General features: G+C 54.3%; 14 protein-coding genes. 6 read left to right on the plus strand and 8 right to left on the minus strand.

Annotated features, from left to right (window positions below; translation table 11 throughout):
* Positions 1–231: 231 nt before the first annotated feature.
* From fdhF to CJP46_RS30800, 3 genes are all read left to right on the plus strand, one after another.
* A complete protein-coding gene (gene fdhF / locus CJP46_RS30790; protein ID WP_094599459.1) occupies positions 232–3,168 on the plus strand; it encodes a formate dehydrogenase subunit alpha in 2,937 nt (978 codons plus the stop codon).
* Positions 3,169–3,186: 18 nt separating this feature from the next.
* Positions 3,187–3,660 (plus strand): helical membrane plugin domain-containing protein, encoded by a 474-nt coding sequence (locus tag CJP46_RS30795; protein WP_094599460.1) that lies wholly within the window; start codon positions 3,187–3,189, stop codon positions 3,658–3,660.
* A 257-nt stretch (positions 3,661–3,917) separates the two neighbouring features.
* Positions 3,918–4,835, plus strand: a complete 918-nt coding sequence (locus tag CJP46_RS30800; RefSeq protein WP_094599461.1) for a polysaccharide deacetylase family protein — start codon at positions 3,918–3,920, stop codon at positions 4,833–4,835.
* A gap of 316 nt (positions 4,836–5,151) precedes the next feature.
* Here CJP46_RS30800 and CJP46_RS30805 read toward each other — a convergent pair whose 3' ends face one another.
* From CJP46_RS30805 to CJP46_RS30815, 3 genes are all read right to left on the minus strand, one after another.
* Entirely contained in the window at positions 5,152–5,697 is a 546-nt protein-coding gene (locus CJP46_RS30805; protein WP_094599462.1) for a glutathione peroxidase, read from the minus strand.
* Positions 5,698–5,937: 240 nt separating this feature from the next.
* A complete protein-coding gene (locus CJP46_RS30810; protein WP_094599463.1) occupies positions 5,938–6,681 on the minus strand; it encodes an SDR family oxidoreductase in 744 nt (247 codons plus the stop codon).
* A 278-nt stretch (positions 6,682–6,959) separates the two neighbouring features.
* Positions 6,960–7,337: a MerR family transcriptional regulator gene (locus CJP46_RS30815; RefSeq protein ID WP_094599464.1), complete on the minus strand. Its 378-nt coding sequence runs from the start codon at positions 7,335–7,337 to the stop codon at positions 6,960–6,962.
* Positions 7,338–7,653: 316 nt separating this feature from the next.
* Here CJP46_RS30815 and CJP46_RS30820 point away from each other — a divergent pair, with 316 nt between their 5' ends.
* The gene (locus CJP46_RS30820) at positions 7,654–8,397 is read left to right on the plus strand and encodes an SDR family NAD(P)-dependent oxidoreductase (RefSeq protein ID WP_094599465.1); all 744 of its coding nucleotides are present in this window, start codon (positions 7,654–7,656) and stop codon (positions 8,395–8,397) included.
* Between the two features lie 75 nt (positions 8,398–8,472).
* Here CJP46_RS30820 and CJP46_RS30825 read toward each other — a convergent pair whose 3' ends face one another.
* A complete protein-coding gene (locus CJP46_RS30825; protein ID WP_094599466.1) occupies positions 8,473–9,849 on the minus strand; it encodes an N-acyl-D-glucosamine 2-epimerase in 1,377 nt (458 codons plus the stop codon).
* A gap of 135 nt (positions 9,850–9,984) precedes the next feature.
* Between CJP46_RS30825 and CJP46_RS30830 the strand changes: the two genes are divergently transcribed.
* Positions 9,985–10,365 (plus strand): hypothetical protein, encoded by a 381-nt coding sequence (locus CJP46_RS30830; protein ID WP_256992610.1) that lies wholly within the window; start codon positions 9,985–9,987, stop codon positions 10,363–10,365.
* A 333-nt stretch (positions 10,366–10,698) separates the two neighbouring features.
* Here the strand turns inward: CJP46_RS30830 and CJP46_RS30835 are convergent, their stop codons facing one another.
* The 4 genes from CJP46_RS30835 to CJP46_RS30850 all read right to left on the minus strand — a co-directional run bounded on the left by CJP46_RS30835 (position 10,699) and on the right by CJP46_RS30850 (position 13,004).
* Positions 10,699–11,160, minus strand: a complete 462-nt coding sequence (locus CJP46_RS30835) for a DUF2269 family protein (RefSeq protein ID WP_094599468.1) — start codon at positions 11,158–11,160, stop codon at positions 10,699–10,701.
* Positions 11,157–11,777, minus strand: a complete 621-nt coding sequence (locus CJP46_RS30840; protein WP_094599469.1) for a TetR/AcrR family transcriptional regulator — start codon at positions 11,775–11,777, stop codon at positions 11,157–11,159. The genes CJP46_RS30835 and CJP46_RS30840 overlap by 4 nt, the downstream gene beginning before the upstream one ends.
* A gap of 32 nt (positions 11,778–11,809) precedes the next feature.
* Entirely contained in the window at positions 11,810–12,268 is a 459-nt protein-coding gene (locus tag CJP46_RS30845) for a DoxX family protein (RefSeq protein WP_094599470.1), read from the minus strand.
* Positions 12,269–12,371: 103 nt separating this feature from the next.
* The gene (locus tag CJP46_RS30850) at positions 12,372–13,004 is read right to left on the minus strand and encodes a TraX family protein (RefSeq protein WP_094599471.1); all 633 of its coding nucleotides are present in this window, start codon (positions 13,002–13,004) and stop codon (positions 12,372–12,374) included.
* Between the two features lie 240 nt (positions 13,005–13,244).
* Between CJP46_RS30850 and CJP46_RS30855 the strand changes: the two genes are divergently transcribed.
* Positions 13,245–14,444, plus strand: coding sequence for a MalY/PatB family protein (locus CJP46_RS30855; protein WP_094599472.1), 1,200 nt, complete (start codon positions 13,245–13,247; stop codon positions 14,442–14,444).
* The last annotated feature ends 359 nt before the right edge of the window (positions 14,445–14,803 follow it).

Raw genomic sequence — 14,803 nt, forward strand, 5'->3', positions numbered from 1 at the left:
CGAGAATACATTTACGCCATACAGGCGTCGGAATGATCCATTAGTAGGCCATTGCTAATCGGTTACTCCACTACAACCTGCCGCTCACCATGATTAGCGGATGCAGGTTTAGTGGAGTTTTTTTGTTTTTACGGCCTGCTCTTTAGCTTATGGACATCCGCCGGAGCGCTGTTATATCCAGAATGCTTGGCGGTTCCATTTAACACTGGGGTGAAAAGGGGTTTTATCTTCGTGAACCAAAATCTTGTAAACATTACACTCGACGGACAGGCGGTAGAGGTTTCATCGGGCATGACCGTGCTCGAGGCTATCAATCTTGCCGGCCTATCGCATCCTCAAATTTGTTATGTCCCGGAAGTGGACCCGATCCAGACCTGTGACACCTGCATTGTCGAAATTGACGGGAAGCTTGCTCGCGCCTGCTCGACCATTGCCGTCCCTGGGATGAACGTCAAGCTGTCTACCGCTTCCGCCAAGGCGGCACAGACGGAAGCGATGGACCGGATCCTCGAGAACCATCTGCTCTATTGCACCGTATGCGACAACAACAACGGCAACTGCAAGCTGCACAATACCGCCGAATTGATGGAAATCGAGCACCAGAAGTACCCGTACCGGCCGAAGGTCGATCCTTCGGAAGTCGATATGTCCCACCCGTTCTACCGTTATGACCCGAATCAATGCATTGCCTGCGGACAGTGCGTCGAGGTCTGCCAAAATCTGCAGGTGAATGAAACCCTTTCCATTGATTGGGAAGCGGACATCCCGCGGGTCAAGTGGGACAACGGGGTCGCGATCAACGACTCATCCTGCGTCAGCTGCGGCCAATGCGTTACCATCTGCCCGTGCAATGCGCTCATGGAAAAATCGATGCTGGGCGAAGCCGGCTTCATGACCGGCATCAATCAGGAAGTGCTGGATCCAATGATCGACCTCGTCAAGGAAGTGGAGCCGGGGTACAGCGGCATCTTCGCCGTATCGGAGATCGAAGCGGCGATGCGCGACACGCGTACGCGTAAAACCAAAACAGTATGCACGTTCTGCGGTGTCGGCTGCTCTTTCGAGGTTTGGACCAAAGACCGCAAAATTTTGAAAGTACAGCCTTCCCACGACGCGCCGGTCAACGCGATTTCCACCTGCGTCAAGGGCAAATTCGGCTGGGATTTCGTCAACAGCGAAGAGCGGATTACGACCCCGCTGATCCGGCAGGGAGACGCCTTCGTCGAAGCTACCTGGGATGAGGCGCTGACCTTGGTCGCCGAACGCCTCGGAGGCATCCGCAAGGAATACGGCAGCCATTCGGTCGGCTTTATTTCTTCTTCGAAAATTACCAACGAAGAGAACTATGTGATCCAAAAGCTGGCCCGCCAGGTGTTTGAAACCAACGACGTGGACAACTGCTCCCGGTACTGCCAATCGCCGGCTTCGGACGGACTGATGTCGACGGTCGGCATCGGCGGCGACGCCGGCACGATCCAGGACATCGCGGCAGCCGGTCTCGTCCTCCTGGTCGGCTGCGCGCCGGCCGAAGGCCATCCGGTTCTCGCGACCCGGATCAAGCGGGCACACAAACTGCACGGCCAGAAGCTGATCGTCGCCGACCTGCGCAAGCATGAAATGGCCGAGCGCTCGGACCTGTTCATCCGTCCGAAGCAGGGCACGGATTTTGTATGGCTGTCTGCGGTCACGAAATACATGATCGATCAGGGATGGCACAAGCAGGAGTTTATCGACCGGCATGTCAACCAGTTTGCCGAATACCGGAAGCTGCTGGACACCTTTACGCTTGAGTACGCGGAACAGGAAACAGGCATTGCCAAGGAGACGCTCATCTCGATCGCCGAGATGATCCGCGACGCCGACGGCACCGTCATCTGCTGGGGCATGGGCGTGACGCAAAACATCGCCGGCTCGCACACGTCAGCGGCAATCTCCAACCTGCTGCTCGCCACGGGCAACTACATGCGTCCCGGCGCCGGAGCCTACCCGCTGCGCGGACATAACAACGTGCAGGGCGCCTGTGACATGGGCACGCTGCCGCCATGGCTGCCGGGATACCAGCACGTCTCGAATGACGAGGCGCGGGGACGTTTTGAAGAAGCCTATGGCGTGGCTATTTCGCCGCAGCCGGGCATGGACAACATCCAGATGATCGATGCGATCGACCGCGGCGAAATGAAGGCGATGTACCTCGTCGGCGAGGATATGGCCTGGGTCGATTCCAATGCCAACCACGTGCATGAGGTGCTGGCCAAGCTCGATTTCTTCGTCGTGCAGGACGTGTTCCTGTCGCAGACGGCCCAGTTCGCGGACGTCATTCTGCCTGCCGCGCCGTCATTGGAGAAAGATGGCACCTTCACCAATACGGAGCGGCGCGTCCAGCGCTTGTATCAGGTGCTGGAGCCGCTCGGCGACTCTAAGCCGGACTGGTGGATCACAACTCAGATCGCCAAGCGTTTCGGGTATGACTGGGGCTATACCCATCCGAGCGAAATTTTTGCCGAGATGGCCAGCCTGACCCCGTTCTTCTCCCAGTGCAGCTATGACGTGCTGGAAGGCTGGGGCAGCTTCAACTGGGGCTCGGCAGACGGGGAACACACGCCGCTGCTCTATACGGAAGGCTTCTTCTTCCCGGACAAAAAGGCACGCTTCTCGCTGGTCGGTTACATTCCACCGGTGGAATACCCGGCCGAATTCGATCTTGTCCTGAATAACGGGCGCCTGTTGGAGCAGTTCCATGAAGGCAACATGACCAACAAATCGCACGGGATCAATCTCAAGCTTCCGGAAGTGTTCGTGGAAGTATCGCCTGAACTGGCCGCGGAACGGGGCGTCGAGAACGGGTCCTTGGTGCGGCTCGAATCGCCTTACGGCGCGATCAAGCTGAAGGCGGTCATTACCGACCGCGTTCACCGTAACGAGCTGTATGTGCCGATGCACTCGGTCAGCCACGAAAACGCGGTCAACCTGCTCACCGGCAATGCGGTCGATGTCCGCACGCACACGCCGGCTTATAAGCAGACGCGCGTGCGGATGCAAATTCTGAACGTGAAGGGTACAAATCCGCTGCCGCTGACCAACCCGCGCAACAAGAAGCGCTATCCGCAGGACGGCGTCGAGGTACGCCGCAAATGGAGCCGGCCGGATTATGTATCGCTCGTCGATTAAAGGAAAGGTGGAATCCAAATGGCACAACCGATTTCATACATCAAAAAACGCGAGCTGACGGAAGAAGAGCTGAAGCAGCAGTCCCTGGACCAGCTGACGGATTCGATCGCCGAGCATGAACAGGCGCTGGAAAAAGCCATCGGGGTGCTGAGCGAGCTGCACGGCAGCGGCATTCTGGAGGCCGCCGAATCGCTGCTGAAGGCTAAAGCCAAAGTGGCCGAAATCGTCCTGGGCCAGGCGACCCGGCCGGAAGTGACCAACATGATCAACAACGGCATGGCCGCCGCCGGCGCCCTCGCGGCCATCGATCCGGAGCAGACGGCGAAGTTGCTCGGCAGCGTCTCCAAGGGTCTCGAGGAAGCCAATCAGCCGCAGGACAAAAAGGTGACGGTCTTCTCCCTCATGAATGCGTTGAAGGATCCCGACGTGAACCGGGCGATCGGCTTCGGATTGCGGTTTCTGAAAGGCATGGGCAAAGGCCTGGGGGAATAAGTCGAATCAGAATCAACCGATGAACATTTGCCGATGAAACAGACCCTTTGCGGGTTTCCCGCAAAGGGTCTGTTGTTTTACTGGCGCTTCGTATGCGAAAAAAAATGTTGTGGTTTCCAGCTGACCTGCCATTTTGTAAAATAGCAGCCGTCTGTTTTCGTATGATTGGAGCCGCTGTGGCAAATTGCTCCGGTTCCAAGCGTATGTATAGAATATCGCAAAGACCCTGATTCTGTACGTTCTGGAGGCGACATTCCTTGAACCTCGCACAAGCTTTGGGCTATTCCCCCGGCGAACGGCTGCTGATCGTCAATGCGGATGACTACGGCATGTGCCACTCGGCCAACGCGGGCATCCAGCAGCTGCTTGCCGAAGGGGCCATTTCCTCGACAACGATCATGATGCCGTGCCCTTGGGCCAAGGAGGCTGCCGAATGGGCGGCTGCACGCCCAAACGTAGATGTCGGCATCCACTTGACCTTTACCAGCGAGTGGGACACCTACCGCTGGGGGCCTGTCACCCGCCGACAGACCGTGCTCTCCCTCATCACCGAAGAGGGGTATTTTCCCCGCGATTGCCGCACGGTGGAAACCAAAGCTCGGGCGGCCGAGATATATGCCGAAATGACCGGCCAAATCCGACTCGCCCGGCGCATGGGATTGACTCCGACCCATCTCGATAATCATATGGGCAGCCTGTACGGGCTGGAAACCGGTCGGGATTTCATCTCCCTCGTCCTCAGCATCTGCGCGGGAAACGGGTTTCCCTTTCGCCTGCCAAGGCATATTCCCGCCTCGCTCCCGCTGCCTTCCGCCGCCCGGCGCATCCACAAGGCACGGGTCCGTGAGGCGGATTCTCTCGGGGTCGTCATTCCGGATTACTTAATCCAGCTGCCTTTTTCTCTTCGTCCGGGGGAAACCTATGAATCCTTCAGGGAGAGCATGGCGGCTGCGCTGTGCTCGCTGCAGTCCGGAGTCAGCGAGCTGTATATCCATCCGGCGGTCATTACGGATGAGCTGATGGCCATCCATCATGAGTGGCTAAAGCGCGGCATGGAACTGCAGATTTTCCGCGATCCCTGGATCCGCGAAGTGATGAGAAGCCAGCGCATCCGGCAAATCTCCTGGCGCAGTCTGCAGCAGCTTCAGTTGCGCCGGCGTCGCCGGGATCCGTAAGTCCGGGCCGGGCTGTCGGGCATTTGTGCTCGGACGAAAGACTCGGCGTAACAAGACGCTCCCGGCAGGAGACACGCAGCCTTAATCCCCCGGCCGAAGCCCTTTACGAAAAATGGACAAAAAAATAGACCCTAGTCCCGTGCCTAGGGTCAATTCATATATAAAAGGGGTATGAATGCATTATATGAGAGTTTTCTTAAAAACACCTGAAAATTACCTTCAGAATTCATTAAAATTCAAGGCAATTCTATCCAAATGGGCGATTGGCGGAGCTGATAGCAAGTATAATCGCTATTAACCGCAACGCAATGGCGCCTTAGATCAGCGCCTCGATGGCCGATTCCAGCTCAAGCGGACCAATCGGCGTCTCAAACCGCTCCACTACCCGTCCTTCCCGGTCGATCAGGAACTTGGTGAAGTTCCATTTGATATCGTCACCTTCCAGCAGCTCCGGCTGTTCTTTCTCCAGGAACGATTGCAGCATTTTCCCTTCGGAATTGTTTGTAGCGATCCCCTTAAACGGAGCCTGCTCCGTCAAGTAAGCAAACAGCGGATGCTTGTCTTCTCCGCGCACATCCACCTTCTCAAACAGCGGAAAGCTCACTCCATAATTAATTTGGCAAAACGCATCGACTTCCTCGTTGCTCCCGGGCTCCTGTTCGGCGAACTGGTTGCTTGGAAAACCGAGCACCTTGAATCCCTTGCCCTCATATTTCTCGTACAGCTTCTGCAGGTCGGCATACTGCGGAGTGAATCCGCATTTGCTCGCCGTGTTGACAATGAGAAGCACGTCGCCCTTATATTCCGAGAGTTCCTTTTCCGCCCCGCGGATGCTGTTTGCTTTGAAAGAATAAATGCTCATCGTCTCATCCTCCATCAAATATATTTTATAAAATTAAATTGCACACAACTTATATATTGAATGTACCACCATCCTTTCCGGAAAGCAAGCTCTTTTTGCTGTTCAAAGAAGACAGACCGCGTCTAAAGGAAGTTTTTCTTGCGAGATCAGGAAGCGGAAGCTCCGAACCTTATACTTTCTGATCTCTTAAAAAAAATCGCCGTCCAACTGTTCCACTGGGAAAGTTGGGCGGCGACCGCTTTACAAGCTTTGCGACGTGGGGCGGACAATCAACTCGTTAATCGTCACGTTAGTCGGCTGCTGGATGGCAAACCATATCGTTTTGGCAATGTCGTTAGGGTCAAGTTGGTTCCATTCCTGGCTGCCCAATTTCTCGAGCGCAGGATAAATCGATTGATCTGTAATGGTATCGTACAGTTCGGTTTCCACGGCTCCAGGGGATATGAGGGTCGTCCGAATATTTTGTTTAGCCCCCAGTTCGGTTCGCATGCCTTCCGTTAACACCCGTACGGCATGCTTGGTTGCACTATAAATGGAGCTCGATGGGAAGAGGATATGCCCTGCAATGGAGGAGAAATTAATAATATGTCCCTCATTCCGTTCCTCCATATGTTTGTACACTGCTGCCATCCCATAGAGTACGCCTTTAATGTTTACATCAATCATTCGTTCCCACTCATCAACCTTCAAATGCCTGAAGAACGAGAGCGGCATGATCCCGGCATTATTAATCAAGATGTCGATTTGGCCAAAAGTATTCATGGTTTCATCTGCCAATGCTTCCACGTCGGCACGCGAGGTGACGTCAGTCACTTTATAGCTAGCTTCGCCTCCTGCCTTTCGAATTTCTGCCTGCAGCTGCCGCAAACGTTCTTCCCGGCGAGCGGCAAGCATGACCTGAATGCCATGTTGAGCGAGAAGCTTGGCCGTAGCCGCCCCCATTCCGCTGCTCGCGCCTGTGATGATCGCTACTTTCTTATTCATAGGTAGTTCCCCTTTATCCGTTTTTAGCCAGTCATCTTTGGCTTGATAACAGGGTAACAAGTGGAGTTTGCTGTAAGTCAAGTCTCGGTAAAAAAATAGTACGCAGGCCAAAAAACGCTGAATTACAGGCTTTTATAAAAAAACCAGGTATACAAACATCACAAGAAGCAGCAAAAATAAAAGTAAATCCCTTATAGTTAACTCTAATATAAAAAGCAAAAAATAAGCACGTTCCGTTGAACGCACTTGGCTTTGAGTGGTCTACTGCAGCCGATCCCCTAAGGCAGCATTTTACTTAACCCTTTTTCTTGTAAGTCGTACAACGCCAGCTTGTAATTGATTTGCTCCAAATTTTTGTATGTCTCTCTAAGGTCATTTTCTACTTTTTCCTTATGCTTAAGCATCATTTGTTTGCGTATCTTCAGCGTGCTCTCGCCTTCCCAATACAAGTCTACATAATGCTTGATCTCCGCAAGCGGCATGCCTGTCGATCGCAACGCCAAAACAAAATTCAGCCACTCCATACTTTCATCATCGTATAACCGATTGCCACTCGAATCGCGCTTAACACCCGGCAAAATTCCTTCCCGTTCATAATAACGGAGAGTATATGTACTAATCCCGGTTTCTTCCGAAATTTCTTTAATTGTAGACATGTCTTTCTCCTCCTAGAGTTCGATTTAAAGGCAATGATTTATCCGTAGTTCGCATCCAAATTCCCGTTATCATTTATGAATTACCCGGCTTTGAAGGTGTGTCATGAACTCTTTGATTTAGAGTCTACTGTACCACTTAAGATATGATCAAGCCAGATCCTTAACCTCATCCCAAGGCACGCAGATCCTCGATTTGATCTCACAAGCTTGCTCCGATCGGCTAATATTTTCAGAAAAATGGGTAAATTAACAAGGATGAACCCGGGTTCCGGCGACGGGATACGGACAATTGCTGTGAGAAGGAGTGACGCGGATTATGAAACTTTCCGGTAAAGTAGCGATCATTACGGGCGGTGCCAGCGGGATCGGACAAGCCACCGCACGGCTGTTTGCCCAGGAAGGCGCCAAGGTCGTCGTGGCCGACCGCTCGGAGGCGGGCCAGGAAGTGTCCGACCATTTGAAAGAAAACGGGTACGACTCGATTTACGTCCGTGTGGATGTGACCAAGGAGGAAGAAGTCCAGGCCCTGGTGGAACGGACCGTACAGGAATACGGAAAACTGGACATTATGTTTGCCAATGCGGGCGTGGCCAACGATGAGCCGGCCGACCAGCTGTCGCTGGACAAATGGCAGCGGACGATCGACGTCAATTTGACAGGCGTCTTCCTCTCGGATAAATACGCCGTGGTCCAAATGCTGAGACAGGGCACCGGGGGCGCCATCATCAACTCCGCTTCGATCCACGGCCATGCGGCCAAGGCGGGAGTCACGGCTTACGGCTCGGCCAAGGGTGGCGTCGTGCTGCTCACTCAGACGCTCGGCATTGAATACGCCAAACACGGCATCCGGGTGAACGCCGTCTGTCCGGGGTATATCGATACGCCGCTCCTCAAGGCGCTTCCGCCGGAAGCCAAGCAGCAGCTCGTGGAGCTGCATCCGATCGGCCGGCTCGGCACCGCGGAAGAGGTTGCCAAATCCGTCCTGTTCCTGGCCTGCGACGATTCGTCATTCGTAATCGGATCGAGCCTGATGGTGGACGGCGGATACACCGCCCAATAAGGTTTATGACATGTGCAAAAAAGCGTCCCGGCCGCAACGCTGCCGCCGGGACGCTTCTTTCATGCTCAGCTTCTTCTAAGCCCTATGATCCTGCTCTACTTTTAGCCTGTGGCCAATCGGGGTTTCGACCGACTTTTTGCCTTTGACATGCCACAGTCCGGGCGTATCCCTCACCCCGCTGACCTCGACCATTAAAGGCCGCCGCGGAAGCCCATCCACCCGCAGCCATAAACGGTTGCCGTCGACGGTCCTCTGTTCTATGGTTACGCCGGCAAGCGGCCCGGCCTCCGCGTTCTCCCCCGCAAAGAACAGCACCGTTCCCATAGTATCCGGATCAATCCGCTTGTTGAACGAAACGGTCAGTTCATGTTCTCCGTGCATTACCGCCTTCACAGGGACAGGCGGTTCGTCATACATATACCCGCCGAGATGGTATTCGTACGCGGTCCATGTATCGTAGCCGAGCTCGTAAACTGTATTTTGGAAAGCGTTAAGCCAGCGCCGGTCCTTCACCATGCTGCTTCGGGAGCCGATGTCGGCCTGAATGCCGAGGGGAAGTCCGGGATAGGCGGCCCGAATCGGTGCTGCAAAGCTCTCGTACCCGCCCGCGTACTGCGGCAGCAAATGGCGCTTCATCCAGTCCGGCCAGTGGGTCTGAAGCACGTGCATATCCGGCCGGACCTTCTCGATCATCGAGATCGCATCAAGTCCCTGCCACTCCTTCAGCCGGAGGGTAGATACTGCCCCGCCGTCAACCGCCAGCGACCAGGTCGCCACGGCAATATCCGGGCGGACGCTTCTTGCACCTCCGCTGCCGTTAATGATTTCATCGATGAGTCCGTTCACGGCGTCCACGCGGAAAGCGATCCATTTACCGTAGATTTCGGGTACCTTTTTAAAATAATTTGCCGCCCGCTTGTTCAGGAATTCGGGAATATCAAGGCCGTACCTGTCCTGGAACGCCTGCTTCGCATGGGGGCCGACGTCTCCGTATACGCCTCTGCGAATGCCGTCCCATTCCGGAAAATAAGGCTCGGCGATTTCGATTCCGTCAAACGGGTGATCCTTAACGACCCGGGCGACCGCCTCCTTTTTCCATTCCACATAAGATGCCGAGAACGGAGAAAAACGCACGAAGCCGTCATTCAGCTCCTTCAGCAGCCCCATCCGCCAGGACGGCCACTCGCGGGGGAGATGATCGGTGACGAACGTCCCATTCCCGATCACAAGCGCCCACACGGCAATATCCCGGGCGTGAAAAGCTTCAATAATGTCCGTACGGACCCTGCTCTCGTTCACGACAAAATAATGCACCGTTCGGTAGCCGGACAGCTCAATCTCTTCGGCGATGCTCTCCGCGGAACGGTCCGCATAATAAGGAAACAGCGGGTCGATTTGAATGCTGGGCCCTTCCAGCGCCCATGGTCTTGATAACACCTTGCTCTCGTTCATAGTTCCTCCTTTCGTAAACCTTATGCCGCCTTTACTTAGCTCGCGGACAACGGCCTGTGATTCCCCTCAAAAAAATCGAAGCACCTGCCCAGTGCAGGGCATACAATGCAGTAAACGTTCATCGGAGGGATTCAAGTGCTGCTCACGAAGTTTAAAAGAAACGTCACCCTGCAGGAGCGCCTCGCCAAGTTCAACGGGCATCTGGTGGAAATCAACGGCGCAGGCCTGGGTCTTGAGCCCGGACGGCTGCAGCATGTGTATAAAAGCAACTTTATCCGCGTTCAGGGCGAGCTGTTTGTTCCGCTCAGCCTGCAGTCCATCCGCGTTTTTGACGTCAAGCCGCCAGCGGTGTTCCGCCGCATCGGGATTCGGACCGTATTCCAGTCCGGCAAAGCCTTTTCCAACATGAAGCTGGTGCTCATCGGATCCGACTTCATCGAGGTGCAGGCCAAAGGAAAATCGCCATCGAGAATTTTATTTCCCCTGAATCAAGTCGAAGGGATCTTTCCGGTCTGATTCGCGCTTACCTTATTGTACATCCTTGAACCGGAAAATGCTCAGGTGCAGCTGCTTTGCGGTTGGCCCATGAATTTCGGTGTTCTATTTAAAGGTATGCTCTATTTCTTTCCATAAAAACCGCAGCTATACCCCTGTTTCTGCTGACCCCTGCTGGTGCAGGCGCCGGCCTTATGTCTCCCCCTCATCGGCAAAAAAAAACCGGCCGTTACGAATAACGGCCGGTTTTTTGCCAGGCGCGAACCCCGCGCCCAGCATCAAATCAACAAGGCGATATAAAGAAGCCCAGTCTCCGAAGCTTATATTTTCTTATTTCTAAAGAAAAACGTTTCTTTAAAACGGTTTGCTGACCATAAAGTACAATATAAAGAGCGGCAGCAAGGTCGCAAGGATGCCGAAAACTGCCCAATACGCGGACAACTTCTTATAGGCTGCGGAGACCGCTCCGCTTTCGAGCGCCTGCCGGCTGAGCCGGATCATTCCCCTCTGTAGCGGGATCAGAACGGCAAGCCACAGCACACCGGTGATGCCGAACAGGATTAACGAGGCCGTAAGCCAATTCAGACCTGCCAGCGAATAGCCGCCTTTGGCGGCCATGAGGCTCCCGGTCAAGATCAGGAGCAGCAGTCCAGGCAGCGTAAACGCATAGTCGGCAAGCATCACGTTGTTCACGGTGCGGTGAATTTCCGCGGCGTCGCCCCGAACGTCGGCGCGAACTTTCCAGAAAGCCGCCGTAATAATATTGCCCAGGAAGATCACGCTTCCGGCAATATGCAGAAACAGGAGCAGCGTCATGACGTCGGAGCACCTCCCTGCCGGTCCGGCCGCAGCGTCCGCATAATCAGCTCCGAAAAGTCGCGAATGCCAAACCCGGTGCTGCGAACCCCGATCAGGCTGCGCATCCGCAGCCCGAAGGAGAGCAGCTCAAACAGCTCCGCCGCCTGGTCGGCATTGACCGATGATGGGATGACCCCGGATTCCTGGCCCGTGACGATCCACTTTTTGGACGTGGCGACCGCCTGCCGATAAAAGTCTGCCACGATGTCGGCCGCTTCCGGCTGATCGCTCTTCCCGATCAAATACATCATGATGAGGTTGCTTACGTCTTCCCGGCTCTCCAGCTTGGGAAGGCTCAACGCGATCGCATTCATCGGCCCGTCGAATTCCTTCACCGCCGGGGCATCCACGGCGTCCATGAAGCTTGCGTTCGTCTCCTCCAGCTTGGCTTCAAGCACCTTCACGAACAGCTCATCCTTGCCCGATACATAGTGGAAAATGGCGCCTTTGGACAAGCCTGTCTTTGCCATAATATCGCTGAGCGTCGTCTTGGTGCAGCCCTTCTCCAAAATAAGCTCCTCTGTTGTTTCAAGCAGTAAATTCAGCGTGTGCTCGCGTCTCTCTTCCTGTTTCATCTCCATCATCCTCCTGGTTCAGTTCCAATCCGTCATGCTAAAGCTCCCGGCGGGAGCCAACCCGCAGCGAGCACGGCAGCCAAAAAAACAACCTGAAGCACGGTACGCGGGACAAGCGGCGTCACCGTTCTGCCGTCGAGGGTCAATCGATTCCTAGCCGCGTACACGTTCGCTGGAAACATAGCCAGCAGCATCAGGGCAAGCCCGGTGGAAGCCGCCTCGGACATGACCGGAATCATGATCCCGACGGCGCCGGCTATTTCCAGCCAGCCCGTCAGCGTAACCCATGCGGCCGGCTGTCCTAGCCGCGGCGGCACCATGGCTACCAGCTCGGCGCGGCGCTTTCCCCAGTGGGCCGATGCGGTCAGCAGAAACATAACGGCCACGGCAAAACGCAGACTGATGACCCAGTCATTCATATATTCCAAGCCCAGCCAGCCCATCAAGCGGAAACCCAACAGTGAAACGATTAATCCAATCAACGGGGCCATTTTTTTCACCATCCCTTGTTTTGTTAGCTTCATTATAAATACCGACCATCGGTTTGTAAATAGAAAAACTGAAAATATTTCCAACATAAAAAAGGCTGGTGCTCTAAGCATCCAGCCTTTGCAGCACAGCCAGCACGGTCAGATGAAGCGGATAAAACGACCTCCATACCCATGCTCTAACCCTGGCCTGCTCGATCTTTTTCCATAAATAAGGCCCATATACAATCACCAGGGTCGGTACGATGCTCAGCATCTGCAGAATAGCTCCGCCGCCGAATACAAACAAATACAGCATATTGAGCAGCAGATGGGCACCCAGCAGTTTTTCAGAAGAGGCATAGCGGAAGGCAAGCACCAGCAGCAGGCCGTATGCCCCGTAATCAAACGGGAACACTTCCATGAGAACGCAAAAGCCAAGGACGATCCCTGCTTTGGCAGCCATGGAAAGATGGCGTTCCAGGATTTGCATAACGGCAGCTGCCAGGAACAGCGTCGCGACCACGTTCAGGCCGTCCGGGTCCAGAGCCAGCTGGTAAGGGATCTGTGAGAGCAGGGCCAGTATAAACAGCCTGAATAAATATTTGGGTCGGCTTCGGGTAAAATAATGTCCCTGTACGAGTGCATAGGCATATATCGGAAAAGCGATCCTTCCGATCACCCTCAGCCAAATTTGATCCGGAAAAAACACGATCCCTGCATGATCGATCAGCATCGTCAGCATGGCGATCAGCTGCATGTCCTTCCTCCTTTCGGATAACCGATAACCGGTTGGCATCATCCCTCATGCGTTTATTGTACTTGAGATGCGGGACGGATTTCAAAGCCGGCTACCGGGCAGCCCGTGCCTATGGGGGCGGGCGATGATCCCCTTCTCATTTTCAATGCGGATACGTACACCAAAAACTTGCCTGTATCTGTTATGATTATATTCGTAGATAGAAGAACTTTTGAATGACCTTCCAAGGAGGAGAACAGCTTGAATTTTCATACACCAATCGAACGTATAAATACCGATAGTTTCAAATGGGACGACCTGCAGCGGATCTTCGGCGCATCCGACGTCCTTCCGATGTGGGTAGCCGACATGGATTTTCCCGCACCCGACTCGGTCGTTTCCGCGCTGAACAGCCGTGTAGAGCACGGGGTATTTGGCTATACGATGCAGTCTGATGCGTATAATCAAGCCATCGCGGACTGGATGAAGAGCCGCCACGGATGGTCCATCGACAAGGAATGGATCGCTTTCTGTCCGGGTGTGGTGCCCGCCCTTAGTTTCATCGTGCAGGCTTTTACCGAGCCTGGGGACAAGGTTGCCATCCAGACGCCGGTATACCCTCCCTTTTACAGCGTCGTTACCGATCACGGCCGGGAGCTGGTTCAGAACCCGCTGATAGAGCAGGACGGATATTACACAATGGACCTCGAAGCGCTCGAGCAAAGCCTTGACGATCGGGTGAAGCTGTTCATCCTGTGCAGCCCGCACAATCCGGTGGGCAGAGTATGGCGGCGCGAGGAGCTGGAGGCGGTAGCGAAGCTCTGCATGGAGCGCGGTATTCTGCTTGTGTCCGACGAAATCCATGCCGATCTGGTCTATGAAGAAGGAGCCCATACTCCCTTGGCCAACTTGTCCGAGCAGATCAAGGAGAACTGCATCATTTGTACGGCGCCGAGCAAAACGTTTAACATCGCCGGACTGAATACTTCCAACATCATCATTCCGAACGATTCGATCCGTCGCCGGTTCAAAAAGACCCTGGAGCTCTATCATGTCAATTCGATCAGCACGCTCGGCAGCGCAGCGACACAAGCCGCCTACACCGGCGGCAAGGCATGGCTTGACGAAGCGCTGGCGTACATGAAAGCGAACATGGAGTATGTGAGCGAATATTTGGGTGAACATATTCCGGAAATCAAGACCCGGGTGCCTGAAGCGACGTACTTGATGTGGCTCGATTTCCGCGCGCTGCAGATGTCGCCCGACGACTTGGAACAATTTTTGCTGAAAAAAGCCAAGATTGCCCTGAACAAAGGTTCGGCTTTCGGCAAGGACGGCGAAGGCTTCATGCGCCTGAACATTGCCTGCTCCCGCTCCCTGGTCGAGGAAGCGATGAAGCGTCTTGACCAGGCGGTTCAGAAATGGCGCAAGGAGCAGCAACAGCATAAGCAAACGGTGTAAAAGCAGCATAAATCTTCTTCACCAATTAGGCATTAGGCTAAAGACATGGTCCGAACAAGCGGCAACCGGCTTGCGTAGGCTTCCCGTACAGGGCAGCTTTCGCTCCGGGAGCCGCTTTTTTCTTGCTTCCGATTTATCGAGTCGGTTCAGGCCGCTTCATCATATTCCACTTCTACCTCCCTCGTTTCTAACGATTCCCGCAATAAGTTCACAACCGCCGAATTTCCAGAGCATCCGGCACTTCGGATCACTTTTTCCCCATGGATACGGTCTTTTGAAAAAAATCAAACAAAATCATAAGATTCACGTCTCGAAGCCGGCAGCGCCAAAATTTTATGATGAAGTTGAACGTATGACAG

The sequence above is a fragment of the Paenibacillus sp. XY044 genome (assembly GCF_002257645.1).
GTDB lineage: Bacteria > Bacillota > Bacilli > Paenibacillales > Paenibacillaceae > Paenibacillus_AQ.